Genomic DNA, 25,127 nt, shown 5'->3' on the forward strand with positions numbered 1-25,127 from the left:
CCGGGAGTCCCGATGTTCATCTTCACGCTCAAGCGACTCGTGTCCGGCGTGATCCTGCTGTTCGTGATGTCGACCGCGACGTTCTTCCTCGCGCACGCGGCCATCCCGGATCCGACGCTGGGCCTGCTCGGGAGCGCGGCGACCCCTGACGCGCAGGCCGCGCTCGCCGAGAAGATCGGCACCGACCGCCCGGTGCTCGTGCAGTACCTCGACTGGCTCGGCGGTCTCGTGCAGGGCGACCTCGGCACCTCGTGGAAGAACTTCCAGCCCGTCGGCGCGCAGATCGCGCTCAAGCTGCCCGTGACCCTCTCGGTCGTGACCTTCGCGATCGTGCTCTCCGCCGTCCTCGGCGGGCTGCTCGGCGTGCTCGCCGGTCTCCGGCCCGACACCTGGATCGACCGGGTCGTCAAGGCGGCCGCCGTCATCCTGTTCGCGCTGCCCGGGTTCTGGGTGGCGCTCGTGCTCGTCATGGCCTTCGCCGTGCAGTTGCAGTGGTTCCCGGCCGTCGGCTACGTGCCGCCCGGGCAGTCCATCCCCGACTGGCTGCGATCGATCACCCTGCCCGCGATCTCGCTCGCGCTCGGTGCCGTGGTCATGATCGCCGAGCAGCTCCGGAATGCGATCATCCAGGCCGACGGCCAGGACTACATGAGAACCCTCCGCAGTCGAGGACTCTCGCGGCCGCGATTGGTCACGCACCTCCTGCGCAACTCCGCACCGCCGTCGCTGACGATCCTGGCGCTGATGTTCGTCGGGCTGCTCTCCGGGGCGATCATCGTCGAGCAGATCTTCGCGCTCCCGGGTGTCGGGCCGCTGACCCAGTCCTCCTCGCAGAACGGCGACATCCCGATGCTGCTCGGCATCACCGTCATCACGGTCGTCTTCGTCGTGATCATCAACCTCCTGCTCGACGTGCTGCTCGGCTGGATCAATCCGAAGGTGCGTGTGAAATGACCGCCCCGCTCACCGACAACATCGGCTCCCGCGAGCACCGCCGCGGGTCGACCTTCGTGCGGCTGCTGAAGCGGCCCGCGGGGGCGATCTCGTTCGCCATCCTGGTGCTCATCGTGCTCGTGGCGGTCTTCGCTCCGCTGCTCGCCCCGTACGACCCCAACTTCGTCGATCTCGCCATCACGCGCGCCGCGCCCAGCCCCGAGCACCCCCTGGGCGGCGACACGACCGGCCGAGACGTGCTGAGCCGGCTCATCTACGGTACCCGGATCACACTCTGGGGGGCCTTCGTCGCCGTCGGCACGTCGATCGTGATCGGCGTGCCGTCGGGTCTCGCGGCCGGCTACTTCGGCGGCAGGACCGACCGCATCGGTACCTGGATCTCGGACGCGGTCCAGTCGGTGCCCGGCATGATCATCCTGCTGATCGTGGGAGCGAACACGGGAAACAACTTCGACCTCCTGATGATCACCGTCGGCGTGTTCATGGCGCCCGGCTACTTCCGCCTCACCCGTTCGACGGTGCTCGCGGTGCGGAACGAGCCCTACGTCGACGCCGCGCGCGTCGCCGGGCTCTCGAACACCAGGATCATGACACGGCACGTCATCCGCCCGGTGCTCGCACCGATCGTCATCCAGTCGGCGCTCACCGCGGGAATGGCGATGGGCATGCAGGCCGGCCTGCAGTTCCTCGGCATCGGCGGCGGGACGACCCCCGGCTGGGGTGCCGCGATGAACGAGGGCTTCCGCGTCATGCGCACCGACCCGCTGCTGCTGCTCTGGCCCTCGCTCGCGCTCGGAATCTCGATCGCCGCTCTCGCGGTGCTCGGCTCCACCCTCGCCGACGTCATCAGCGTGAAGACGACGACGCTCACCAGGCGCCAGCGCCGCAGGCTCGCGGCGACGAACGCCGACGCGCTGCCGGCCGGCGCCGTCGAGGCGGCGACCGGCTCGGTCTCGCACGCGGCCGCCGACTCGGCGGTGAGGCTCGAGAACCTGCGGGTGAAGCACGAGACTCCTCGCGGCGTGGTGGAGGTGGTGCACGGCATCACCCTCGACGTCGCCCCCGGCGAGGTGCTCGGCATCGTCGGCGAGTCGGGCTCCGGCAAGTCGCAGACCGTGTTCTCGATGCTCGACCTGCTGCCGAAGTCGGGCTATTACACCGCCGACGCGATCTGGATCGGCGGTGAGGACGTCACGCGACTGCCGCGCGCCGCGCGCGCGAAGCTGCTCGGCCACAGGATCGGCTACGTGCCGCAGGAGCCGATGACGAACCTCGACCCGTCGTTCACGGTCGGGCACCAGCTCACCGAGCCGCTGCGCGCCGTGCACGGCATGAGTCGCAGTGTCGCGAAGGCCCGCGCCCTCGCCATGCTCGAGCGCGTCGGCATCGCCGACCCTGCCCGCGTGATGCGCTCGTACCCGCACGAACTCTCCGGCGGCATGGCCCAGCGCGTGCTCATCGCCGGCGCGATCGCGGGCCGCCCCTCGGTGCTCGTCGCCGACGAGCCGACGACGGCCCTCGACGTGACCGTGCAGGCCGAGGTGCTCGAGCTGCTGCGCGAGCTGCAGCAGGAGTACCGGATGGCGCTCGTCATCGTCACCCACAACTTCGGCGTCGTCGCCGACATCTGCGACCGGGTGGTCGTCATGCGGAGCGGTTCGATCGAGGAGATCGGGGAGACCACGCGGCTCTTCGCGGCGCCCGAGCGCGAATACACCCGCGAACTCATCGCGGCCTCGCTCGACGGTGCGGAGAGCCGGGGCGAACTCGATCGGGCGGCCCGGGAACCCGCAGGATCAACGAGGGCCGCCGACCCTGCGGCCGCCACGCAGAACACGGATGCCTCGGACGAGGCCGACCGCCGGGAGGTACGGGCATGAGCACGATCGAGAAGCCGCTGCTCGAGGTCTCCGACCTCGTCGTCGCCTACGGCACCAGGCGCGAGCCGACGCCGGTGCTGCACGGCGTCTCGCTCCAGGTCGGTGCCGGCGAGTGCCTCGGCCTCGTGGGCGAATCGGGGTCGGGCAAGTCGACGCTCGGCAAGGCCGTACTCGGCCTCGTGCCGGTCGCGTCGGGCACCATCACCTTCGACGGCCGCGACATCACGCACGCGAAGGGCCGAGACCGGCGGGAGCTCGCCGCCGACATCCAGGTCGTCTTCCAAGACCCGTACGGCTCGCTCGACCCGCTCATGACGGTGGGCGACATCCTCGCCGAGCCCCTCGCGACGGCGGGCACCGGCAGGGCCGAGGCGAAGGCCGCCGTCGGCGAGATGCTCGACCGGGTGCGGTTGCCGAAGAACGTGCTCGACCGCTACCCGAGGGAGTTCTCGGGCGGGCAGCGGCAGCGCATCGCGATCGCGCGCGCCCTCGTGCGCCGGCCTCGGCTCATCATCTGCGACGAACCCGTCAGCGCGCTCGACCTCACCACGCAGGCGACCATCCTCGAGCTGCTGATCGAGCTGCAGCGCGATTCGGGGGTCTCGTACCTCTTCGTCTCGCACGACCTCGGCGTCGTGCGTCGGGTGTGCCACCGCGTCGCGGTGATGTACCGGGGTGATCTCGTCGAGACCGGCGACGGCGAGCAGATCACGAACGACCCGCAGCACGCGTACAGCAGGCGCTTGCTCATGGCCTCTCCCGTCGCCGACCCCGTGCTGCAGGCCGAGCGGCGCGAGGCATGGCTGGCGCTGCGCGCCGAGCAGGCGGCGTAGGCGCTGCGATCGCACCACACGAAGGAGGGGCCCCGCTCGCGCAGGGCCCCTCCTTCGTCGTCCGGCAGAAACGGCGGGATGCCTCGTGTTGAACGTCAGCCGCTGACGACCTGCGGCTCGGCGACGGCCTTCAGGCCCTCGACGCCGAACTCGCGTCCGTACCCCGACTGCTTCGCGCCGCCGAACGGCACCATGGGGTGCAGGCCGCCGTGCGAGTTGATCCACACGGTGCCGGCCTGCAGGCGCGCGGCGATGCGGCGGGCCTCGTCGCGGTCGCTCGACCACACGGAGGCGCCCAGGCCGACTTCGAGTTCGTTCGCCAGCCCGATGACCTCGTCGAGGTCGGTGTAGCGGACGACCGGCAGCGCCGGACCGAACTGCTCTTCGACGACGAGGTCGTTGTGCGGGTCGATGTCGGCGACGATCGTCGTCGGGTAGAAGTTGCCGACGGCACCGTGATCGGGGTCGCCGCCGAGCACGACGCGTGCGCCCGAGGCCTTGGCCGACTCGACCAGGCGGTCGACGATCTCGTACTGGCCGCGGTTCTGCAGCGGGCCGAGCACGTTCTGCTCGTCGAGACCGACGCCCATCGGAACGTGCTTCGCGAAGGCCGCCAAGTGCTCGACCACGGCGTCGTAGACCGAATCGTGCACGTACAGCCGCTTCAGCGCGGCGCAGGTCTGTCCGGTGTTGATGAACGCCCCCCAGAAGAGGTTCTCGGCGATGGCGGCCGGGTCGACGTCGGGCAGCACGATGCCGGCGTCGTTGCCGCCGAGCTCGAGGGTGAGCCGGGTGACGTTGCCCGCGCTGGCCTCGATGATGCGCTTGCCGACCGGGGTCGACCCGGTGAACATGATCTTGCCGACCTTCGGGCTCTTCGTGAGGGCGTCGCCGACGGTGCGGCCCGGGCCCGCGACGATGTTCAGCACGCCTGCGGGGAGCACGTCGTTCATCACGGTGGCGAGCGCCAGGCCCGAGAGGGTCGTGGTCTCCGCGGGCTTCGCCACGACCGTGTTTCCCATGCGCAACGACGGCGCGATCTGCCAGATCGAGATCATCATCGGCCAGTTCCACGGGGCGATCGCGCCGACGACGCCGATGGGGCGGTAGTGCAGTTCGGCGTAGTTCTCTCCGTCGTCGACGACGACTTCGACCGGGAGTTCGGTGTCGGCCGTGGCGCGGAGCCATGCCGAGCAGGCTCCCACTTCGAATCGGGCGTTGGGGCCGTTCAGCGGCTTGCCCTGCTCGCGCGAGAGCAGTTCGGCGAGCGCCTCGGCCGAGGCGTCGATGGCGTCGGCCGCCTTGTGCAGGTGGCTGCGTCGTTCTCCGTCGCTCAGGGCCGCCCAGCCCGGTTGGGCGGCGACGGCGACCTCGACGGCCGCCTCGAGATCGGCGATGTCCTGCACCGGGGCGGTGCCGATCAGCTCGCCGGTCGCGGGGTCGTGCACCTCGCGGGTCGGGCCCGCCGCGGGCGTGATCGCCGCGAGCAGGGCGGCGAAGTCGAGGCCGGTCGGGGTGTCATGGGTCATGGGTTCCTCCACGTCGAGTCCAGTGGTCGTCTCACGCTAGGACGGTGCCCGGCGCACCGCTTGTCTTCAGGTGCGTGGCGCTTGTACCGGCGTGCACGCCGGTTCATCGCTCGTCGGCGCGGGACGGAGTGCCGTCGGCGGGCCCCGCGGCGGCGCGTACGGCGAGCGGGCGCACGACGAGCCAGGCGAGTGCCGCCGCGACGCAGGAGGCGACGGCCATGGTGCCCGACATCGAGATGGCGTTCGACCCGCCGACGGCGGCCAACGGTGCCACGATCGGACCGATCGTGAACTGCAGCGTGCCGAGTGCGGCCGAGGCGGTGCCGGCGCGCTCGGCGTGTGCGCCGAGCGCGATCGTGGTGCCGTTGGGGCCGCCGATGCCGGTCGAGAACAGGTACAGGGCGAGCGCGCCGACGACCGCGGCGACGGGCAGGCCGGCGAGCGCGACACCGGCGAACAGCAGGGCGGCGAACGCGGTCGCGGTCTGCCCGCCGAGGTACATGCGTACCGGGCCGAGTCGGCGCACGCCGAGGCGCGACGCCTGCGCGCCGATCATGTTCGCGAGCGCATTGGCGGCGAACACGAGGCTGAACAGCTGCGGGCTCAGCCCGTATTCGTTCTGCAGCACGAAGCTCGACTGCGAGAGGTACGTGAAGAATGCGACGCCGCCAGCTGCTGAGGCGATGAGCAGGGTGACGAAGACGCGGTCCTGCCCGAGCTCTCCGAGGTGGCGACCGGTGGTGCGCAGCACGCCGCCGCCGTGCCTGCGCGCGGGAGGCAGCGTCTCGCGCAGCAAGGTGGCGGCGAGCACGAAGAGCAGCACGCCGATGCCGGTGAGCACACCGAAGATGCCGCGCCAGTCCATGACGAGCGCCAGCTGCCCCCCCGATGACCGGTGCGATGATCGGCGCGCTCGCCGAGACGAGTGCGAGCAGCGAGAGCATCCGACTCAGTTCGGCGCCGTGGTACATGTCGCGGGCGACCGCCAGGCAGATCACGATGCCCGCCGAGCCGGCGAGACCCTGGAGCGCGCGTGCGACGAGCAGGAGCTCGATCGTCGGCGCGAACACGCAGGCGAGAGAGAACACCGCGAAGAGCGCGACCCCGACGAGGAGCGGGCGGCGGCGGCCGAAGCGGTCGGAGAGCGGGCCGGCCACGAGCTGCCCGAGGCCGAGCCCGATCATGCATACCGACATCGTCGCCTGCGCGAGTGCGTCGCTCGTGCCGAGCGACGCGGCGAGCTGCGGCAGCTGCGGCATGTAGAGGTCCATCGACAGCGGCCCGAAGGCCTCGAGCAGGCCGAGCACGAGAATGGATCGGCGCACGCTCATCACGGGTTTCGCGGTCGTCATTCTTCACTTCCGGTCGGTGCAGGCCGACGGATGCCGTGAGCGCGGGCCGGGGCATCCATCGAGGGGTTCGGTTCAGCCGGCGAAGACCCGCCGCAGCCAGCTGTCGCGGGCCGAGATCGCCGCGTGCGAGACGATCGCGTCGGGCGAGAAGCCGGAGAAGCCGTGATAGGCCCCCGACCAGACGTGCAGTTCGGCCCGGCCGCCGGCGGCCCAGATGCGCAGTGCGTAATCGGTGGCCTCGTCGCGGAAGACCTCCGCCGAGCCGACTTCGATGAAGGCGGGCGGGAGGCCGCCGAGGTCGGCCGCCCGAGCGGGCGCCGTATGCGGGGACACGCGGTCGGTGCCGCGATCGGCGCCGAGCATGGCGTTCCACCCCGTGTCGTTGTTGTTGCGGTCCCACGCGCCGATGCCGTCGTACTGGTGCGCGGAGACGGTGTCGTTGCGGTCGTCGATCATCGGGGTGTTGAGCAGCTGGCCGGCGAGCGCCGGCCCGCCACGGTCGCGCGCGACGAGCGAGACGGCTGCGGCGAGCCCGCCGCCGGCACTCGCGCCGGAGACGATGATGCGGTCGGGGTCGATGCCGAGTTCGACGGCGTTGGCGGCGAACCATTCGAGCGCGGCGTAGCAGTCCTCCACCTGCGCGGGCGCGGGGTGTTCGGGAGCCAGCCGATATTCGACCGCGATGCCGACCGTGCCGTACCGCAGGGCCAGGTCGATGAGCTCGCCGGTGCCGAAGAAGCGGGTGCCGAGCACGTATCCGCCGCCGTGGATGCCGAGGACGCCGGGCGCGGGGCGGGGTGCCCCGCCGGCCGAGCCTGCCGGGCGCACGATCGTGATCGCGACGTCGGGAGCACCCTCAGGGCCTGGGATGACCCGATCCTCCCATTCGACCGGCAGCTCGCCGACCTGCGTCGACATCGGCTGGATGATCGTCGCGAAGTGCTCGCGATTGGCGAGGATCGTCTCTGCCCGGAGTGGGATCTGCTCGACGAGGTCGAGGAAGAACGCGAGGCCGGGCTCGAGCTCGGAGTCGTAGGGAACGGGGGCGGGACCGCGGCCGGTCATTCGTTGTCTCCCATGGGCGCCGCCAGGCCCAGGATACGACGCAGCCAGGAGACGCGGGTGGCGAGGGCGGCCTTCGTGATTTCGGCTTCGGGTGCGTACATGTCGAAACCGTGGAAGCCGCCTTGCCACACATGGAGTTCGGCCTGGCCACCGGTGGCCCAGATCCGGCTCGCGTAGTCGACGTCCTCGTCGCGGAACATCTCGGCAGCGCCGACCTCGATGAAGGCAGGGGGTAGCCCCGAGAGGTCGTCGGCGCGGCTCGGCGCAGCGTAGGCGGGTGCCTCGGGCGAGCCGGCGAGCTCCTCGCCGAGCACGCAGCGCCAGGCGAACAGGTTCGCTTCGCGCTGCCACGTGCCGATGCCGTCGTACTGCCGGCTCGCGACGCTGGTGTTGGTGTTGTCGAGCATCGGGCACAGGAGCAGCTGACCGGCGAGCGCGGGGCCGCCCCGGTCGCGTGCCATGAGCGCGACCGCGGCCGAGAAGCCACCGCCGGCGCTGCCGCCCATCACGACGATGCGCGAGGCGTCGACGCCGAGCTCGGCGGCGTGGGCGGCGACCCAGGCGACGGCCGTGTAGTTGTCGTCGACGCCCGCCGGGAACGGGTGCTCAGGGGCGAGCCGGTATTCGACGTTGACGCCGACGACGCCGAGCTCTTCGACGAGGTCGGCGATGCGGGCGTGTTCCCACGAGCGGTGACCGACGATCATGCCTCCGCCGTGGATGTTCACGATGGCCGGGACGGAGGCCGCAGCGGAATGCTCGACGGGGCGGAAGAGCGTGAGCTCGAGCTCGGGGGCGCCTGCGGGGCCGGGGATCCGTCGTTCCTCGGCCTCGATGCCCCGTTCGCGCGCCACGAGCGCAGCGTCGGCTGCCGGGAAGGCGGTATCGCTGCCGCGCATGAGCGGGAGCGTCTCCTCGGTCATCGCGGGCTGGGGCTCGGTCGCCATGGCCTCGATGATCGGCGCGATCTCGGGGTCGAACGGCACGGGGCGGAGGACGGCGTCGGTCACGTTCACGGTCCTTCCGGGTCGACGACGCCGCGGTCGGCCCAGAAGGGCTCGACGAGTTCGCGGAGGCGGGCCGCTCCGACGCGTTCGACGAGGTCGAGTGCACCCAGGTTCGACTCGAGCTGGGCGAGCTTCGTGGCGCCGAAGAGCGTGGTGGCGGCGGCGGGGTGGGTGAGGGTGAAGGCGACCGCGAGCTGCGCCGGGGTCGTCTCGAGTTCGGCGGCGATCGCCTCGAAATCGGGCACCGAGGCGACGATGCGTTCGCGGATGCCGCCCGGGTCGCGACCGACCTCGCGCGTCGGGGCGACGTTGCCGGCGAGGATGCCGCCCTCCATCACGTCGGAGGCCTGCATCGTGAGGCCCTGCCGCCAGAGCGCCGCGAACGGCTCGCCGTCGGGGATCGAACGCCGTGACACGCTGTACTTCAACTGTGCGATGTCGGGCCCGGGCACGCCTTCTCGTGCCGCGACGTCGATGAGGCTCTGGATGTTCGTCGCCGACCAGTTGTTGACGCCCCACGCGCGGATGAGGCCTGTCTCGCGCAGCATGGCGAGGTCGAGCACGAGGTCGCGGAAGTCGATGACGTTCTCGCGCAGGTCGCCGAGGATCACCAGGTCGGAGTAGTCGGTGCCGACGCGGAACAGGGCCCGGTCGAGCTGGGGCCGGAAGCCCCCGTCGCCGAACCCCTCGAGCCAGAGCTTCTCGCTCAGCAGGTAGTCGGAGCGTTCGACGCCCGCTGCGCGGATGATCGCCGAGAACAGTACGTCGGTGAAGGCGGGCGGCCCGCCCGGGAACGCGTACACGCCGACATCGAACAGGTTGATTCCGCGGTCGACCGCGGTTCGCACGAGTCCGACGGCGTCTTCGAAGTGCATGCGGTCGTAGGTGTGCCACGAACCCAGCGAAAGCCGAGGGGCATGCAGCCCCGAGGTGCCGATGGCACGGCGGGGGACGAGAGCGGTGGTCATAGCTGTCTCCTTCTCGGTCACGGCAGGCGGGGGTCGATGACGGCCTTGATCTCGCCGAGCGTCGACATGTCGGCGATGCGGTCGGACGCCTCGGCGAGTCCGCACGGCTCGGAGAACAGTTCGTCCCAGGCGAAGCGGTCGGCGAAGGCGCGGAAGAACTCGATCGCCCGGTAGTAGTCGGAGACGTCGCCGTTGAGCGAGCCGACGAGCGTGAGCTCCTTGCCCATGATCGCCGAGAGGGTGATCGGGTCGCCCGTGGGACCGGTCGAGCCGACGATGACGACGGTGCCCTGCTGGGCGGCCATGCCGATGGCCTCGGGTCCGACCGAGGGGGCGCCCGCGAGGTCGATCACGAGGTCGGCTCCCTCGCCGCCGGTGAGTTCGAGCACCTGGTTCACGGTCGACTCGGAGCCGTCGGCGATGTCGACGACCGCGTCAGCACCGAAGCGCCGGGCGACGGCGAGCCGCTCGGCCGGGGCGCCGACCGTGATGACCTTGCCGGCGCCGGAGATTCGGGCGACGGCGGTCGCGAAGATGCCGAGGGCGCCCGAGCCCTGGACGACGACGCGCGAGCCGGGGCGCACCCCGCCCGCCCGTTCGAATGCGCGCAGCACGGTCTTCGCGGCGCACCCGGCCATCGAGGCCCAGGTGTCCTTGACCTCGTCGGGCAGCAGCAGCTTGGCGGCGCCGGGCACGACGTAGGCGTACTCCGAGAGGCCGGCGGTCGCGAACGGCGGAACATCGGAGCGTTGCAGGAAGCCGTAACCGCGACGCGAACACGCGACCGGCTGGCGCAGCACGGTGCAGCCGAAGCACTCGCCGCAGGTCGACTCCGACCAGCCGATGCGCGCGCCGACCGTGATCTCGCGGCCGATGGCGTCGCGGGTGCCCTCGCCGACGGCGACGACTTCGCCCACCATCTCGTGGCCGAGCACCATGGGCAGCATGCCGGGGAAGGTCATCTTGCCCTCCCAGATCTCGATGTCGGTGCCGCAGAGGGTCGAACAGGTGATGCGTACGAGTGCGGCGCCGGGCTCGATCGTCGCGGGCAGCGGCAGTTCCTGCAGCAGGAGCGGGGCGCGGTGCTCGGTGAGTACGGCGGCGCGGGTGGAGGTGGGAATCGTCATCGAGTTGCTCCGTTCGGGGCGGACCGCTGCGTCGCGACGTTGTCGACCGGGCCGCCGGATGTGGGTTATTCTACAGATGTTGACCAAAATTGCCAGCGCTCGAGGAGGAGACGTGCAGCACGCCGAACGACCAGGTGCCGACGGCCAAGCAGACCTCGTGCTACGCGGCGGCGCGGTACTCGCCCTCGACGATGCCGACACCCGCGGCACCGCGATCGCCGTACGACGGGGTCGCGTCGTCGAACTCGGCGACGATGCATCGGTCGAACGCGTCATCGGCTCGGATACCCGTGTCGTCGACCTCGCCGGCCGTGCCGTCATGCCGGGGATCAACGACTCGCACCTGCACGCGTGCTGGCTCGGGGCGATCTGGCCGACCACGTTCTTCGGCGGTGGCGATCCGGCGCAGGGTGCGGCCGAGGCATCCGTCGACCCGCACACCGCGGGTGCCGCCGCGCCGCTGCTGTCGAGCCGGGCCGAGCGCCGCGCGGCGATCCTGCGCGCGGGCGAGCTCATCGCCTCGCTCGGGATCACGAGCTATACCGAACCCGGCATCGGGCCGGGCGAGGACCGTGGTGAGACGGGATGCTTCGGGCAGGACGTGTTCGACGCGTACTTCGAGCTCGACGCCGAGCGGGCGCTGCGCGCCCGGGTGAACGTGCTCGCCCTCTTCGGCGTGCTCGACGGGCCCTCTCGCCTCGAGGAGTTCGGCGATGGGCTGAACCGGCTCGTCCGGGAGACCGCGCACCCGGAGCGGCTGCGCCTCGCGGGCGTCAAGATCTTCGGAGACGGCATTCCGCCGATGCTCCAGGCGTGGACCCGCCACGACTATCCCGACGGCTCGCACGGCGGGCTCCTCGTCGAGGGCGCCGACCCGGCCGATCGCGAACGACGGCTTCGTGCGATGATCCGGCTCGCGCACGACGCCGGTCTCCAGGTCGGGGTGCACGCCACGGGCGATCTCACGATCGACACCGTCGTCGACGAGGTCGCGCTGGCCGTCGCCCGAACTCCGGCCGACCTTCGCCACTACGTCATCCACGGCGATCTCGCCACGCCCGCGGCGGTCGCACGCCTCGCGGAGGCGGGAATGGGCCTCAACCTCCAGGCGGGCATCGCCGCCGCGACGTCCGGCTGGCTCGAGGGTGTGCTCGGGGCCGAGGTCACCCGGGCGGCCTGGCCGATCGCCGAGGCGCTGCGCGCGGGCGTGCTGTCGCTGTCGTCGGACGCACCGATTCTCGCGCCCGACTGGCGCCACGGGGTCGCGGCGGCCGATGCCTGGCTCGGAACCCCTGCCTCCGACGCCGAACGCGTCGCGCGGATGGGGGCGCTGCTGCGCGCCTACACGGTCGCGCCGGCACGACAGGACCTCGCCGAGGGCTGGAAGGGGACGCTCGCCCCCGGCATGGTGGCCGATCTCGTCGTGCTCGAGCGCGATCCCTTCGATGTCTCGCCCGCAGAGCTTCCGGAAGTCGGCATCGATCTCACCGTCGTCGACGGCGACATCGTGTACGAGCGGGCGACGGCCGCGATCGGCTGACGGCGACCCGACGCGCAACTAGAGGGCTGGAGGGGTGCCCCGCGGGGCACCCCTCCAGCCGCTCACGCGAGGGCTGCTCAGGTGAGCAGCTGCCCGCCGTCGACGGCGAGGCTCACCCCCGTGATGTGACCGGCGCTCGCGCCGGCGAGGAAGACGACGGCGGGGGCGATGTCGTCCACGTCGGCGAGCTTGCCGAGGGGGATGCGGCTCGTCCACGCCGCGCGTGCGGGTGAGCCCTCGGGCATGCCCATTGCGAGCATCGGCGTGAGCACCGGGCCCGGGGCGACCGCGTTCACCCGGATGCCGTTGCCGGCGAGCTCGATCGCGGCCCAGCGGGTGATCGAGTCGACGGCGGCTTTGCTCGACTCGTAGGCGCCCATGCCCGGGGTGGGCTGGCGGCCGCCGATCGAGGAGATGTTGACGATCGCGCCGCCTCGCCCGCGGGCGATGAGCCGCTTGGCGACCGCTTGGGTCATGTTGAACGTGCCGACGATGTTGACGTCGATGATCGAACGGTACGCGTCGGCGTCGAGCTCGGTCACCGAGCCGTGGACGGAGAGGATGCCGGCGTTGTTCACGAGCACGTCGACCGCGCCGTGTTCGCGCTCGACCTGCTCGAGGCAGCGGGCGACGGCCGCGGCATCCTTGATGTCGACGACGACGGCTGCGGCGCCGATCTCGGCGGCCGCGCTCGTGACGGACGCCTCGTCGACGTCGGCGAGCACGACGCGGTCGCCCGCCTCGAGGAACGCGGCTGCGATGCCGCGCCCGATGCCGCCGGCTCCGCCGGTGATGAGCACGGTGCGTGATTCGGTCATGGAGACTCCTTCGTCGTCGGGGTTCGGGCGCGGCGCGCCGACACGTGCGGTAACCGCAGCGCAGTTATATTATACAAACGTAGAAAAACAACACGTCTGCAAGGAGGCGCCCGTGAGCTCCACCGGAACCGTTCCCACCCGCCGACTCGGCCCCGGAGGCCCCGACGTGCCGGTCTTCGCGCTCGGTTCGTGGAACATCTGGGACCGGATGGCGCCCGATGACCGCGTCGCGCTGATCCGACGCGCGGCCGAGGTCGGTGCCGCATTCTTCGACGTGGCCTACTACAACATGGGCCCGCACGCGGAGGCGAGCCGTACCGACCTCTACTTCGGCGAGGCGGTGCGCGAGGCGGGGCTCTCGCGTGACGACTACCTGCTCTGCGGCAAGCTCTGGCTCTGGGAGTACCCGCAGACCGGGTTCGCCGAGCAGATGACGACCTCGCTCGAACGCATCGGCGTCGAGAAGGCCGACACCGTCGTCGTGGGCGACTTCTTCGGCGAGCTCGACATCCGGCAGGTGGTCGTCGATGTGCAGGCCGAGATCGATGCCGGGCGGTTCGGCTCCTGGGGCGTCAACAACTGGCCGGCCGACGCGCTCGACCTCGCCCTCGACTTCGCCGCGGCAGAGGGGCTCACCCCGCCGACCTTCGCGCAACTGAAGTACGGGCTCGTCCGCCGTGCGATGGCCGAGGGCGAGCGCTACGGCCGGTACTTCGCCGAGGGGCGACTCGCACTGCAGGCCTCGGACGCGTTCGAGGGCGGCATCCTCGTCGGCAAGACCTCGCCGGCACGCAAGATCGGCGCCGACGTCGGCGGCATCCGCGACGCGATCGTGGCCGCCTACCCGCGCCTCGAGGAGATCGCGGCCGGGTTCGAGGCGACCCCCGCGCAGCTCGGCATCGCCTTCTGCCTCGCGAACCCCGCCACGGCGAACGTGCTGTTCGGCGCCTCGCGCGTCGAGCAGCTCGACGACAACCTCGGGGCGATCGAACTCCTCGCCCGCGTCGGCGCCGAGCCGCTGCGCGACGCGACCGCCGAGCTCTGGCTCGACCGGGCGGTCGCGGCCGACGGAACGTGGGCGCCGCCCGCGGCCTGACGACGAATACACGAGCGGCCCGATTCCGACGGAACCGGGCCGTTCGTTCGTCGCGGTGTTATGCGAGGAACGCGATCGTCGTCGCCCGGAACTCGGGCGAGTCGAGTGCGCCGCGGTGGTCACCGGGCACGCGATCGAGACGAGCGTCCGGCACGAGCTCGATGAGCGCCTCGACGCCCTGCGACATCGGGTCCCCTTCGCCAGCGACGAACAGCGTCGGCACGCCCGGCGCGCCCGTCGCGGGCTCGAAGGGCTCGGAGGCGAGGCCGGTGATGAGCCTCGCGAGCGAGGCGGTGTCGCGCCCGGGAGCCTGGATCATCGCGGCCATCATGCCCGTCACGGGGTTCGTCGGCGCGCCGGTTCCGGCGATCGCCTCGGCGAGTTCGGCCGGGTCGACGGCGGCGAACGGCTCGAACGGGCTGAGGCCGCCGAGCACGAGCCTGCGGACCCGACCACCGGTGGCGGCGGGAAGCTCCCAGGCGAGGCGCGCGCCGAGCGAGTAGCCGACGACGTCGAACGACGGAGCCTCGACGCCGGAGCCGGCCACCGCGTCGGCGATCGCCGCGACGACCGCGGAGGTCGTCGCCTCGGAGGGGTCGGCGATCGCCGCATTCGCGCCGTGCCCCGGAAGGTCGACGAGGATCGCGGTGCGGCCGGCCGCGGCCAGAGAGGCGGGCCAGCCGGTCGCGGTGAAGTCCTCCTCACCCGAGGAGGAGAAGCCGTGCAGCAGGACGACGGGTGGCAGCACGGTCGCGCCGACGGAGACCGCGGCCCCCGCCGCGGGCGTGACGGTGGTGGCGAGTTGCATTCGAACCTCTTTCAGCGGGGTCGACGGGTTTCGACGGTGAAACGGGCGTCCGGGGCATCCAGTGTGTTTTTCTCAGTATGGAGAAAATACCGGCGACTGCGCTGGACATTGTTTTTCAACGTTCGTAGACTATCACTCGACCTTCACGACACCGCCGTCCGAGGATTCCCGGCGGCCGCGACAGAAAGACGTCTCCATGACCGACGACTCCACCGCCACCGCCCCCGCCACTCCCGAGCGCATCCTCGACATCGCGATCGGCTTCATGGGCGCGAAGCAGCTCTTCGCGGCCAGCCGCATCGGGCTGTTCGCTGCGCTCGCCGAGGGCGAGAAGAGCCTCGACGAGCTTGCCGCCGCCACCGGCCGCGCACCGCGCCAGGTTCGCATCCTCGCCGACAGCATGGCCGCGCAGGGACTGCTCGCCCGCAGCGAGGGCCGCTACCGGCTCGAACCGGATGCCGCGGCCTACCTGTCGGGCACGGGCGAGGTCGACCTCACGCCCTTCCTCGCGTTCCTCAACGACATCAGCTACACGCAGTGGCTCGAGTACGACTCGACCGTCGACACCGACGAGCCCGGAACGCTCGAGCTCGACGAGGCCGGCTGGGGCGACTTCATGGCCGGCGTCATGACGTACAACGTGCTGCACGGCGAGCAGCTCGCCGCGAACTTCGACTTCTCGCCCTACCGCTCGGCGCTCGACCTGGGCGGACTCAGCCCCGCCTTCGCGATCGGCGCGATGCAGCAGAACCCCGAGCTCATCACCCGGTTCGTCTTCGCACCCGACTTCACCGACTCGGTCCGGGAGGCCGTCGACGCTGCCGGTCTCGGCGAGCGCTCGACCGTCGAGGGGGGCGACACGGCGACCGTGCTGCCGGGCGGCGACCACGACCTCGTGATGGTGAACCACGTGCTGCACCGGTTCAGCGCCGAGGAGAACCAGACGATCTTGGCGAACGCCCGCGCGGCGGCCGCCGACGGCGCGAAGCTCATGCTGCTCGACTTCTACCTCGACGACGCCGAGCGCCAGCGCAAGATCGACGCGCTGCACGCCGGCGAGTACTACAACATCGACGGCACCGTCGTGTACCCGCAGTCCGAGGTGAACGCGTGGCTCGAGTCCGCAGGTTGGCGTGCCGAGGGCACCGTCGACCTGCCCGGCAGCCCGCGCATCCTGCTCGCGACTGCAGTCTGATCGTGGCGGGGCCACGCACGGTCGATCCCATCGCCGGCTCCATCCGCACCGTGCTCGGCCCCGTCGCTCCCTCCGCGCTCGGGGCGACGGTCGCAGGCGAGCATCTCGTCTCGAACTTCGCCACCCCCGACGACACCGACGCCGGCTGGGCGCGCATCGGGCGCGACCGGCCGCGCGCGGCGACCGAGGTTCGTTTCGCTCGTCTGCCCGTGTCGATCGACACGCTCGGACGCCTCGCGATGGGTGCGTACAACGACGACGACCTGCGGCTCGACGAGGTCACGGCGCTCGCCGGGGCGCAGACGTTCGCCGCGAACGGCGGCGGCACGATCGTCGAACTCACCGCGTTCGGGTGCTCGCCCGACCCGAGCGCGCTCGCCCGCGTCGCTCGGCACGCCGGCGTGCACATCGTCCGCGCTGCCGGATGGCACGAGGCGGCGTGGTCGCCGGAGCTCGCGGGCGCCTCCGCCGATGACCTCTCCACTCGGATCGTCGCCGAGATCGACGACGATCCGCACCCGGCCGGCGTGGTCGTGGTCGGCCCGTTCCGGGCGGCGGATGCCTCGAGCCGGGCGCTGCTCGAGGCCGCGGGTCGCGCGGCCATCACGACCGGTGCGCCGCTCGTGCTGCGGATCGACGAAGCCGATGCGACGCTCGGCCTCCGCCGCTCCGCGGCGGCGCGCTCGGGCATCGCCCCGCACCGCGCGGGCTCGGGAACCCTCGCACCCGCCGAGCGCATCGCCGCGGCGCACGCCGCGCTCGATCGTCTCCTCGCCGCCGGCATCGCCGGCGAGCGCATCGCACTGGCCGACGCCTCGTGCCTGCTCGCACGGCCTGGCGAACTCGACGCGGCACTCGACCGTGGCGTGCAGCTGCTCTTCGACGGCCTCGGCCGCATCCCCACCGCGCGCACCGAGGTCGCCGATCACGACGTCGCGCTCGCCGTGCTCTCCCTCGCCGAACGCGGTGTCTCCGACCGGGTGCTGCTCGGCAGCGGTATCGCCCAGAAGCACCGCCTCGCGGCGTTCGGCGGCAACGGCTACGAATTCGTGCCCGCCCGGTTCGCGCCCTACCTCGGCATGCTCGGCGCCGATGCCGAACTGCTCGACGCCGTCACCGAGCGCAACGCAGCCCGATTCCTCGCATTCTCCGAAGTGGAGCCCATCGCATGAGCCACTCCGAACTGCTCGCGAACCTGGGTGTCGCCGAGCTGAGCGCCATCCCGAATCTCGAGGGCCTCGTGCAGACCGTCACCGGGCCCGTCCCGCCCGAGTCGCTCGGCCCGACGCTCATGCACGAGCACGTCTTCGTCGACCTGCGCCGCCCCGAGCACAATCCGCGCCCCGGGTGGGGCACCCCCGAGTCGAAGGAGCCGCTCACCCTCGAGAACCTCGCGGCGGTGCGCAGCGGTCGCATCATCGAAGACAACGACGTGCTCGGCGACTTCGATGAGATGCTCGCCGAGGTCGCCGAGTTCGCACACGCCGGCGGCCGCACGATGGTGGAGGTGACGAGCCTCGGTATCGGCCGCGACGCTCGGGCGCTCGAACGGCTGTCGCGGGCGAGCGGTCTCAACATCGTGATGGGCGGCGGCTGGTACGAGAAGAACTTCCACCCGGCCGACTTCGGCAGCCGCACGGTCGACGAGCTCGCGGCCGAGATCGTGCGCGACGTCATCGACGGTGTCGACGGCACCGGCGTGCGCGCCGGCATCATCGGCGAGGTGGGCGTCGAAGGCAACCCGCTCTCCGACGACGAGCTGAAGAGCGTGCGCGCCACCGGACGTGCGGCCGCCCTCACCGGCGCGCCGATCACCTTCCACCAGGGCGGCTTCGGCGAGGAGAAGCTGCGGGTGCTCGATGTGCTCGAGGAGGAGGGGGTCGACCCGCGGAGTGTCGTCTTCGGGCACACCGGCGGCATCGGCGACGACCTCGCGTTCGCTCGGCGCCTGCTGTCTCGGGGAGTGTACGTGGAGGCCGACTTCCTCGGCACGACGGGCAGCCCGTGGGGCACCCTCTGGCCCTTCACCGACCGTACGACGGCGGCCTCGTTCGTCGCCCTCGCCGAGGACGGCTGGGCGGACCAGATGCTCGTCGGCACCGACGTCTGCCAGCGCATCCAGCTGAAGCGGTACGGCGGACACGGCTACACCTACGTCACCGAGCACTTCCTGCCGACGCTCGTCGAGCTCGGCATGCCCGACGAGGTCGTCTCGCGCATCATGGTCGACAACCCGGCACGGGCGCTGACGTTCCGGGCGCCGGTGGGCTGAACCGCCACGCCGGTCACGCCACCGGGCGGCGCGCTACGGGCGCGTCAGCCGTTCGATGAACGTGTCGACGTGACGATGCAGCAGTTCGGCGGTCGTCGTCTCGGGGGCGATGACCCGCATGATCGTCGCACCCGCGTTGACGAGCACGATCTCGTCGATGAGCTGTTCATCGGGGACCTCGGTGATGATCTCGCCGGCTTCGCGCCCCTCGCGCAGGTATTGTTCGAGTCCCTCGCGCCAGACCGTGAGGTGCTTGCGGTAGCTCGCGTGCAGTTCGTCGTTGAATGCGGCCCGTTCCCAGAACGACAGCAGCACCTTGCCCGCGGTCACGTCTTCGTCGTCGATCGGCATCGTGACGGTCATCATGGTGCGGAGCCCATCGAGACCGTGCTTGCCTGCCATCGCCTCGACGAGGATGTCGCCGAGCCGGTTCAGCGAGCGCTCGTAGGCGCCCTCGATGATCTCGTCCTTGCCGGGGAAGTAGTGCTTGAGCGCACCGTTCGCGAATCCGGCTTCGGCGGCGATCTCGCGCATCGTCGCCGCCTCGATGCCGCCCTTGACGATCAGGCCCCAGGTGACGTCGATGATCTCGCGTCGGCGCTGGTCGTGATCGATGACCTTCGGCATGCGGTGGCTCCTCAGCGCAGGGATCGCGCCGACGGGTCGACGGCGTACTCGTGTCAACCAGTGTAGAGGGACCCGCCGCCGAGGCCGGGGCTTCCAACGGTGTTTCGGATGCCTCGGCCGGCGCCGACCGCGGACCTGGGCTCAGCTGCGCACGTAGACCTGCCGTCCCGCGAACCAGGTCTCGACGACCCGGGTGCGGCTGAGCTCCTCGACCGGGTGCGCGAACGGGTCGCGGTCGAGTACCACGAAGTCGGCCGACTTGCCCGCGAGGAGCGAACCCGTCTCGGTGTCGAGGCCCATGGCCTCGGCCGCGTTGATCGTGAACGCGGCGATCGCCTCGTCGAGCGTGATCGCCTGCTCGGGCCACAGTGTGCCCGGAACAGCTCCCGCAGGGTCTGCCCTCGTCACGAGCCCGTGGATGCCCTCCCAGGCGTTCGGCGAGGGGGAGACCGGCCAATCGGAACCGCCCGCGACCAGCGCACCCGCGTCGATCAGCGAGCGGTTCGGCTGCATCCGCGACGCGCGTTCAGGCGGCAGCACCTGGGCGATCGCCTGGGGGATTTCGCCGGGGAACCACACGAACGGCGACATGTCGGCGGCGACGCCGAGCTCCGCGAAGCGGGAGAGGTCGGACTCGGCGACGAACTGGCCATGGGCGATCTGGTAGCGCGCCGAGGTCGACCCCTCGTCACGCAGGCGTTCGACGGTGTCGAGTACGAGCCGCACCGACGCGTCTCCGGTGCAGTGGATCTTCGCGGAGAGACCACGCTTCGCGGTGCGGCGGAGCCAGTCTTCGAGTTCGGCGGGTGAGAGCGCGGTCTCGCCATGGAAGTGCGCGCCGTGCGCCTCGTCGGGCAGGTACGGCTCGAGGAAGGCGCCGGTGCGGGCCGGCGGCACCCCGTCGAGGAAGATCTTGACGAAGTCGGGCCGGTGGTGCCGGGTGCGGAACTGTTCGCCCTGCCAGACGAGCCCCTCGCCGACGGGGTCGTAGCCGAAGATCTGATCGTTCACCGTGAGCGACGACACCACCCAGGCGTCGAGCTCGCCCGCCTCGTCGAGGGAGCGCAGGGCGCCCAAGATCTCGAGGGACACCGCCGCGTCTTGGAAGCAGGTGACGCCGTAGGAGTTCAGCAACTCGACCCCGCGCCTGGACGCGGCGCGGTGCTGCTCGGCCGAGAACGTGCTGGTCGCCGCCATCGCCTGTTCGACCGGGAGACCGGCGGACTCGAGCAGCACGCCCGTGGGGCGCCCGCTCGTCATGTCGAGCTCGATGACGCCGCCTTCACCCGGGTCGGAGTCGGCGGTGATCCCGGCGAGTTCGAGCGCGCGGGAGTTCACCCAGCGGTTGTGCCGCGAGTCCTCCATCAGCATGACCGGTCGGCCGCCGGCCGCCTCGTCGAGCCGGGCCAACGAGGCTTCCGTCGACAGCTGCGACCGCAGGGTGCTGCCCCATGCGCCGCCCGATACCCAGGCCCCGTCGGGCAGTCCGGCCGCGTACTCGCGCACGGCCCGGAGGATCTCGTCCAGGCTCGCGCCCACGGCGATCGACAGCTCGAACAGCTCGGTGCGCCCTGCGAGCGCGTGGTGGTTGTGCACGTCGACGAGCCCCGGCATGACGAACGCCCCGTCGAGCTCGCGGACGACGGTGCCCTCGCCTGCGAACGCCCGCGCCGAGGCATCCGCGCCGACCGTCAGCAGCCGACCTTCGGCGATCGCGAGCGCCTCGGCCCACGGCGCCGTCGGGTCGCCGGTGTAGATGCGGCCGCCCGTCAGGACGAGGTCTGCCGCGGCCATCAGCGCGCCCGCTCGAGGGTCGTGAACACCTTGCTGACGATCCGCCAGACGCCCTCGACCCTGACCAATCCGAGGTGATTGCGGAAGTCCGAGCCGAGATACGACCACTCGTCGAGCACGGCGGTCGCGATGTCGCCCGTGATCATGATGCCGTGAATCTCGTGGGCGTACTCCGGATCGGGGGGCGGGGCGGTCGCGACGACGTGCTCGGCGAACGAGCGCGCCGACTGGCTCACGAGCTCGGGACCGAGGTAGCCCCACATGACCGCATCGTCGTTGAAGGCGCGCATGACGACGGCGGGATCGTTCGTGCTGACGCCGGTGACGTAGAGCTCGACCGCAGCACGCACCTGTTCTTCCATCTCCGTCTCCCGGTCTCTTCGTGGGTTCGGTCGGTCATGCACGGGCTCGTCCGCACCCGCAGGCCGGGCTGCCGCACCGGCAGGTCTCGCCTGCGCAGCACCCGCAACCGCCGCTCGTGCAGCATCCGCCGCGGGAGTCGGCGACGTCGCCGGCGGACGGCGGACAGTGGGCCGCGGCGCTCTCGGGGAGGTCCATCGCCGGATTCCGGTCGAGGAAGCCGTGCGGCTTGAACCAGAATCCCGAGTAGTCGACGGGCATGATCGGCCAGTCCTCGGTGCGCGGGATGTGCGTGGGGCCGAAGACATGCCAGAGCACGAGGTCCTCGCCGTCGATGGAGCGGTCGGCCGCCGTCCACTCGGGCAGTCCACCGCCCGAGTGGGCGTTCGGGGAGAAGCCGGCCGGGTAGAGCTGCTCGGGGTCGAACCGCGTGCCCCAGAGATGCTTCGTCGCGAACGTCGCGCGGGCGTGGACGCTCGAGCCCGGCTGCGCCGCGAGCAGGGCCTTGCCCTCGGGAATGAGACGGTAGCCCGTCGGCTGCCCGACGTGGTTCGTGCGGTGCGCCGAGCGCACCTCCCAGACTCGCGAGGTGAGACCGTTTGCGACGCGCTGCGACTGCTGCTCGGTCGCGAGCTTCGTGTCGGTCCAGGTGAAGGCGTTGCCGTAGGGGTTCTCCGGCCCCATCGGGATGCCCTGCATCTCGATCTCGTGCAGCGTGTTGTCTTCACCGTCGACGGCGGCGTCGATACGGGCGCAGAACAGGTGCTGGTGCACGGGCGTGAAGATGCCGGGCGCGATCTCGGGGGCGTGCGGGTTCCGGCTGCCGGGGATGCCGGCGCCCGCGAACACGATCCCGGTCGCCTTGGCCTCGACCTGGATCGAGCCGTCGAGGTAGAAGTACCAGAAGAAGCCGTAGTCGTAGTTGCCGATCGTCGCGAAGTAGCTGACGACGAGCCGGCGGCTTCGCCGCGTGTCGGCGTGGCCCTCGAGGTCGGTGTGCTTCCAGAGGATGCCGTAGTCCTCCTCGTGCATGCAGATCGCCTGGGGGATCTTCACGGGGTTGCCGTGGTCATCGGGCACGAAGGCGTCGAAGTAGTGGATGACGCCGAGGCAGTCGCACCCGAGCGTGAGCGAGTTCGCGTTCTTGCCGAGCAGGTACTCGCCGGCGTCGAAGTAGCTGATCCAGTACCGGCTCACGGAGGTGTCGCCGTACGGCACGACCATCTCGGGCACGCTCGCGCGATGGGCGACCGAACGGTCCTCGTCGCCGTCGCGGAAGGTGATCTGGTTCAGCACCAACCCCTCCTGCTGCGTGAATCCGACCCGGAACTTCCAGTTCTGCCATTCGACGAGGCCGCCGTCGACCGAGAAGCTCGGCCCCTCGGGCTGGGTGATCTCGATCGGCTTCAGCGAGGTGCGAGCGGGGCCCTGGGCGTCGAGACCGTAGTTGCCGTGCTGCATCGGCACCGGCACGTCGCCCTCGTCGTCGATACGGATGACCCGACGCTCGGTGAGGTCGACATGCACGACGAGCCCCTCGACGGGGTGCGCCCATGGGCTGTCGTGCTCGTCGAGGCGCAGATACGTGTGCGAGCGGACGATGCGCTTGCCCACCTCGTCGTCGCGCCCGAAGAAGCCGGGTGCGAGCGGCGAGCAGAACGCGAGGTCCATGTGCTCCTCGAGGCCGCGCCGGAGCATGGCCGCTCGCCACTCCGGTGAGGCCTTGACGATCGTGGCGGCGTCGTCGTACTCCTCGAAGAGGTACTGCGGCTGGCCGTAGGGGGCCTCGGAGTTCGGCAGCACGCGAAGGTCGTCGATCTCGCCGCGCGTGACGGCGACGATCGCTTCACTCGTGACACCCGTCGCACGGTCGAGCAGGGTCACCCGGATGCGGCGGTCGAGGGCGTCGCCATGGCGCCACGTCGCGAGGGCCGGCTTCGCGGGGTCGACCGGCAGCATGCGGGGGACGCGGGTCGATTCGGTGAGGTGCCCTGCATCGGCGAGGATACGCCGTGCCGCGGCGATCTCGTCGGACGTGAGCTGGTCGAGCGGGTGCTCGGCGGCGATCGGGGTGGTGACCCGGGCGCCGTGGGTGTGGGTGCGGTCTGGTTGGTGCTGGTGCGGCATCGGAACCTCGTCGTCGGTGGTGTGCCTCAAGTATCGGAAGCGAGCGGAACCACGTGTTGACTCGGAGAGCGGGCCGGTTGTCCGCGAGCGCCCATGTTGTCAACAAGTGTAGACTAAAGAAAGCTCCCCGGCTGCGTTCGATTCTGCGGTTCCGGTCAATCGCCGTGCGCCCGGGGCACATCGTCGCGCTCCCGGACGCGACAGGATGGCCGGGTTCCCACCCCGTCGAGGTTCGAAGGAGAACCGCATGTCCGCCCAGCTCGAGCATCCGCCCGCCGAACGCATCGACTCCCGTCGCCGTCTCGGCGTCATCACCGTGGCGTTCCTCATCGTTGCCGCGTCGGCGCCGCTCACCGTGATCGCCGGTGGTGTCACCTCGACGTTCTCGGTGACGCACGTCGTCGGCGTCCCGGTCGGGTTCATCGTGCTCGCCGCGGTGCTCGCCGTCTTCGCCATCGGCTACGCCGCCATGAGCCGCTTCATCACGAACGCGGGCGCGTTCTACGCGTACGTCGCCCGTGGGCTCGGGCGCCCGACCGGTGTCGGCGCCTCGATCGTGGCGCTCGTCGCCTACAACATGATGCAGATCGGCATCTGGGGCATGTTCGGTTTCCAGGTGTCGACGTTCATCGGCGAGAAGACCGGCTCGGATGTCCCGTGGTGGGTCGGTGTGCTCTGCGGAATCGCGCTCGTCGGGTGGATGGGCGTCAATCGGGTCGACCTCTCCGCGAAGGTGCTCGGCGTGCTGGTCGCGCTCGAGTTCCTCGTCGTCATCGTCTTCGACGTGGTCGCGTTCGCGAACCCGGCCGAGGGATTCTCGACCGCCCCGGTCGAACCTTCGAGCCTGTTCGTGCCCGGCGTCGGCGCCGTCCTCGCCTTCGGCATCGCCGCGTTCATGGGTTTCGAGGGCGCCGCGATCTACGGCGAGGAGTCGAAGGACCCGAAGCGCACCATTCCCCGCGCCACCTTCCTCGCCGTCGCCGTCATCGGGGTCTTCTACGCCATCTCGGCCTGGGCGCTCGCGCTCGCGATCGGCCCGGAGAAGATCGCCGACCCCGCAGGGACCACCCCGGAGGAAGCGGGGCCGCCACTGTTCTTCGGTTTCGTCGCCGAGCACCTCGGCACCCTGTGGGTCGACCTCATGTCGGTCCTGTTCATCACCTCGCTCTTCGCCGCGCTCGTGAGCTTCCACAACGCGGTCGCACGGTACCTGTTCTCACTCGGCCGCGAGGGGGTGCTGCCGACCGGCCTCGCCGCGGTGCGCAGGCGCTCCGGTGCGCCGTGGGCCGGCTCGATCGTGCAGACCGCGATCGCCGTGGCGGTCGTCGCCGGGTTCGCGCTCGCCGAGGCCGGTTGGAACCCCGAGCAGGGGCCGTACCCGGTCATCACGCTCTTCACCTGGCTCACCAACGCCGGAGCATTCGGGTTGGTGCTGCTCATGGCCGTCGTGTCGTTCGCCGTCATCGGATTCTTCCGCGCTGACCGCCGCGGCGTCGGCGTCGGGTCGCGACTCGTCGCTCCCGCCCTCGCCGGCGTCGGGCTCATCTCCGTCTTCGGGCTGATCCTCGCGAACTTCGACGTGCTGCTCGGTCAGGGGGAGTCGAACGCGACGACGTTCGTGCTGCCGGCGCTCGTCGTCGTTCCCGGCCTCCTCGGCGTCAGGTGGGCCTACCGCATCAGAGCCACGCGCCCCGACGTCTACCGTCGCATCGGGCACGGCACCGACGAGGGCGCCACGCTCGGCGCAAGCGACGGCTGAGCTGACGGATCCGACG

At 70.9% G+C, this 25,127-nt stretch carries 21 protein-coding genes and 1 pseudogene; 9 read left to right on the forward strand and 13 right to left on the reverse strand.

Annotated features, from left to right (window positions below; genetic code table 11):
* The first annotated feature begins 12 nt into the window (after positions 1–12).
* The 3 genes from H516_RS0116440 to H516_RS0116450 are packed head-to-tail and all read left to right on the forward strand — an operon-like array spanning position 13 to position 3,667.
* Positions 13–954 carry an ABC transporter permease gene (locus H516_RS0116440; RefSeq protein WP_022890796.1) on the forward strand — a complete coding sequence of 314 codons (942 nt, stop codon included), beginning with the start codon at positions 13–15 and terminating at the stop codon, positions 952–954.
* Complete coding sequence (locus tag H516_RS20725) at positions 951–2,834, forward strand: dipeptide/oligopeptide/nickel ABC transporter permease/ATP-binding protein (RefSeq protein ID WP_022890797.1); 1,884 nt, start codon at positions 951–953, stop codon at positions 2,832–2,834. The genes H516_RS0116440 and H516_RS20725 overlap by 4 nt, the downstream gene beginning before the upstream one ends.
* On the forward strand, positions 2,831–3,667 hold the full coding sequence (locus tag H516_RS0116450; protein ID WP_022890798.1) for an ABC transporter ATP-binding protein: 837 nt from the start codon (positions 2,831–2,833) through the stop codon (positions 3,665–3,667). The genes H516_RS20725 and H516_RS0116450 overlap by 4 nt, the downstream gene beginning before the upstream one ends.
* Before the next feature lie 95 nt (positions 3,668–3,762).
* On the opposite strand, the gene H516_RS0116455 is transcribed toward H516_RS0116450, so the two are convergent.
* The 7 genes and pseudogenes from H516_RS0116455 to H516_RS0116480 form a co-directional block, all read right to left on the reverse strand.
* On the reverse strand, positions 3,763–5,196 hold the full coding sequence (locus H516_RS0116455) for an aldehyde dehydrogenase family protein (protein WP_022890799.1): 1,434 nt from the start codon (positions 5,194–5,196) through the stop codon (positions 3,763–3,765).
* A gap of 103 nt (positions 5,197–5,299) precedes the next feature.
* A complete protein-coding gene (locus H516_RS22785; RefSeq protein ID WP_245561866.1) occupies positions 5,300–6,061 on the reverse strand; it encodes an MFS transporter in 762 nt (253 codons plus the stop codon).
* A 58-nt stretch (positions 6,062–6,119) separates the two neighbouring features.
* A pseudogene (locus H516_RS22790) lies at positions 6,120–6,548 on the reverse strand (MFS transporter); the annotation flags it as partial.
* Between the two features lie 72 nt (positions 6,549–6,620).
* Positions 6,621–7,613 carry an alpha/beta hydrolase gene (locus H516_RS0116465; RefSeq protein WP_022890800.1) on the reverse strand — a complete coding sequence of 331 codons (993 nt, stop codon included), beginning with the start codon at positions 7,611–7,613 and terminating at the stop codon, positions 6,621–6,623.
* Positions 7,610–8,623: an alpha/beta hydrolase gene (locus H516_RS0116470; RefSeq protein ID WP_245561867.1), complete on the reverse strand. Its 1,014-nt coding sequence runs from the start codon at positions 8,621–8,623 to the stop codon at positions 7,610–7,612. The genes H516_RS0116465 and H516_RS0116470 overlap by 4 nt, the downstream gene beginning before the upstream one ends.
* Positions 8,624–8,625: 2 nt before the next feature.
* The gene (locus H516_RS0116475) at positions 8,626–9,588 is read right to left on the reverse strand and encodes an aldo/keto reductase (RefSeq protein WP_022890802.1); all 963 of its coding nucleotides are present in this window, start codon (positions 9,586–9,588) and stop codon (positions 8,626–8,628) included.
* Positions 9,589–9,605: 17 nt separating this feature from the next.
* A complete protein-coding gene (locus tag H516_RS0116480; protein WP_022890803.1) occupies positions 9,606–10,715 on the reverse strand; it encodes a zinc-binding dehydrogenase in 1,110 nt (369 codons plus the stop codon).
* Between the two features lie 112 nt (positions 10,716–10,827).
* Here H516_RS0116480 and H516_RS0116485 point away from each other — a divergent pair, with 112 nt between their 5' ends.
* Complete coding sequence (locus H516_RS0116485; RefSeq protein WP_022890804.1) at positions 10,828–12,255, forward strand: amidohydrolase; 1,428 nt, start codon at positions 10,828–10,830, stop codon at positions 12,253–12,255.
* A 77-nt stretch (positions 12,256–12,332) separates the two neighbouring features.
* On the opposite strand, the gene H516_RS0116490 is transcribed toward H516_RS0116485, so the two are convergent.
* Positions 12,333–13,073 carry an SDR family NAD(P)-dependent oxidoreductase gene (locus tag H516_RS0116490; RefSeq protein ID WP_022890805.1) on the reverse strand — a complete coding sequence of 247 codons (741 nt, stop codon included), beginning with the start codon at positions 13,071–13,073 and terminating at the stop codon, positions 12,333–12,335.
* A gap of 112 nt (positions 13,074–13,185) precedes the next feature.
* Between H516_RS0116490 and H516_RS0116495 the strand changes: the two genes are divergently transcribed.
* A complete protein-coding gene (locus tag H516_RS0116495; protein ID WP_022890806.1) occupies positions 13,186–14,169 on the forward strand; it encodes an aldo/keto reductase in 984 nt (327 codons plus the stop codon).
* A 58-nt stretch (positions 14,170–14,227) separates the two neighbouring features.
* Here H516_RS0116495 and H516_RS20735 read toward each other — a convergent pair whose 3' ends face one another.
* A complete protein-coding gene (locus H516_RS20735; protein WP_022890807.1) occupies positions 14,228–14,977 on the reverse strand; it encodes an alpha/beta fold hydrolase in 750 nt (249 codons plus the stop codon).
* A 196-nt stretch (positions 14,978–15,173) separates the two neighbouring features.
* On the opposite strand from H516_RS20735, the gene H516_RS0116505 reads away from it, so the two are divergent.
* The 3 genes from H516_RS0116505 to H516_RS0116515 are packed head-to-tail and all read left to right on the forward strand — an operon-like array spanning position 15,174 to position 18,444.
* A complete protein-coding gene (locus H516_RS0116505; RefSeq protein ID WP_022890808.1) occupies positions 15,174–16,172 on the forward strand; it encodes a methyltransferase in 999 nt (332 codons plus the stop codon).
* A 2-nt stretch (positions 16,173–16,174) separates the two neighbouring features.
* Positions 16,175–17,344 (forward strand): phosphotriesterase family protein, encoded by a 1,170-nt coding sequence (locus tag H516_RS0116510; protein ID WP_022890809.1) that lies wholly within the window; start codon positions 16,175–16,177, stop codon positions 17,342–17,344.
* On the forward strand, positions 17,341–18,444 hold the full coding sequence (locus H516_RS0116515; protein ID WP_022890810.1) for a phosphotriesterase family protein: 1,104 nt from the start codon (positions 17,341–17,343) through the stop codon (positions 18,442–18,444). Before H516_RS0116510 ends, H516_RS0116515 begins: the two co-directional genes overlap by 4 nt.
* A gap of 33 nt (positions 18,445–18,477) precedes the next feature.
* Here the strand turns inward: H516_RS0116515 and H516_RS0116520 are convergent, their stop codons facing one another.
* The 4 genes from H516_RS0116520 to H516_RS0116535 form a co-directional block, all read right to left on the reverse strand.
* On the reverse strand, positions 18,478–19,071 hold the full coding sequence (locus H516_RS0116520) for a TetR/AcrR family transcriptional regulator (RefSeq protein ID WP_022890811.1): 594 nt from the start codon (positions 19,069–19,071) through the stop codon (positions 18,478–18,480).
* Between the two features lie 141 nt (positions 19,072–19,212).
* Positions 19,213–20,865: an amidohydrolase gene (locus H516_RS0116525; protein WP_022890812.1), complete on the reverse strand. Its 1,653-nt coding sequence runs from the start codon at positions 20,863–20,865 to the stop codon at positions 19,213–19,215.
* On the reverse strand, positions 20,865–21,227 hold the full coding sequence (locus tag H516_RS0116530) for a nuclear transport factor 2 family protein (RefSeq protein WP_022890813.1): 363 nt from the start codon (positions 21,225–21,227) through the stop codon (positions 20,865–20,867). Before H516_RS0116530 ends, H516_RS0116525 begins: the two co-directional genes overlap by 1 nt.
* A 34-nt stretch (positions 21,228–21,261) precedes the next feature.
* Positions 21,262–23,352 (reverse strand): primary-amine oxidase, encoded by a 2,091-nt coding sequence (locus H516_RS0116535; RefSeq protein WP_026378926.1) that lies wholly within the window; start codon positions 23,350–23,352, stop codon positions 21,262–21,264.
* Positions 23,353–23,599: 247 nt separating this feature from the next.
* Here H516_RS0116535 and H516_RS20740 point away from each other — a divergent pair, with 247 nt between their 5' ends.
* A complete protein-coding gene (locus tag H516_RS20740) occupies positions 23,600–25,111 on the forward strand; it encodes an APC family permease (protein WP_022890815.1) in 1,512 nt (503 codons plus the stop codon).
* Positions 25,112–25,127: the final 16 nt, after the last annotated feature.

The organism is Agromyces italicus DSM 16388 (assembly GCF_000421545.1).
Taxonomy (GTDB): domain Bacteria; phylum Actinomycetota; class Actinomycetes; order Actinomycetales; family Microbacteriaceae; genus Agromyces; species Agromyces italicus.

Bases quoted from the DNA above. Each gene is read 5' to 3' on its own strand.
- H516_RS0116535 (WP_026378926.1), bottom strand. From the start codon at position 23,352: ATGCCGCACCAGCACCAACCAGACCGCACCCACACCCACGGCGCCCGG.
- H516_RS0116465 (WP_022890800.1), bottom strand. From the start codon at position 7,613: ATGACCGGCCGCGGTCCCGCCCCCGTTCCCTACGACTCCGAGCTCGAG.
- H516_RS0116450 (WP_022890798.1), top strand. From the start codon at position 2,831: ATGAGCACGATCGAGAAGCCGCTGCTCGAGGTCTCCGACCTCGTCGTC.
- H516_RS22785 (WP_245561866.1), bottom strand. From the start codon at position 6,061: ATGGACTGGCGCGGCATCTTCGGTGTGCTCACCGGCATCGGCGTGCTG.
- H516_RS0116530 (WP_022890813.1), bottom strand. From the start codon at position 21,227: ATGGAAGAACAGGTGCGTGCTGCGGTCGAGCTCTACGTCACCGGCGTC.
- H516_RS0116475 (WP_022890802.1), bottom strand. From the start codon at position 9,588: ATGACCACCGCTCTCGTCCCCCGCCGTGCCATCGGCACCTCGGGGCTG.
- H516_RS20735 (WP_022890807.1), bottom strand. From the start codon at position 14,977: ATGCAACTCGCCACCACCGTCACGCCCGCGGCGGGGGCCGCGGTCTCC.
- H516_RS0116480 (WP_022890803.1), bottom strand. From the start codon at position 10,715: ATGACGATTCCCACCTCCACCCGCGCCGCCGTACTCACCGAGCACCGC.
- H516_RS0116455 (WP_022890799.1), bottom strand. From the start codon at position 5,196: ATGACCCATGACACCCCGACCGGCCTCGACTTCGCCGCCCTGCTCGCG.
- H516_RS20725 (WP_022890797.1), top strand. From the start codon at position 951: ATGACCGCCCCGCTCACCGACAACATCGGCTCCCGCGAGCACCGCCGC.
- H516_RS0116515 (WP_022890810.1), top strand. From the start codon at position 17,341: ATGAGCCACTCCGAACTGCTCGCGAACCTGGGTGTCGCCGAGCTGAGC.
- H516_RS20740 (WP_022890815.1), top strand. From the start codon at position 23,600: ATGTCCGCCCAGCTCGAGCATCCGCCCGCCGAACGCATCGACTCCCGT.
- H516_RS0116505 (WP_022890808.1), top strand. From the start codon at position 15,174: ATGACCGACGACTCCACCGCCACCGCCCCCGCCACTCCCGAGCGCATC.
- H516_RS0116440 (WP_022890796.1), top strand. From the start codon at position 13: ATGTTCATCTTCACGCTCAAGCGACTCGTGTCCGGCGTGATCCTGCTG.
- H516_RS0116520 (WP_022890811.1), bottom strand. From the start codon at position 19,071: ATGCCGAAGGTCATCGATCACGACCAGCGCCGACGCGAGATCATCGAC.
- H516_RS0116525 (WP_022890812.1), bottom strand. From the start codon at position 20,865: ATGGCCGCGGCAGACCTCGTCCTGACGGGCGGCCGCATCTACACCGGC.
- H516_RS0116490 (WP_022890805.1), bottom strand. From the start codon at position 13,073: ATGACCGAATCACGCACCGTGCTCATCACCGGCGGAGCCGGCGGCATC.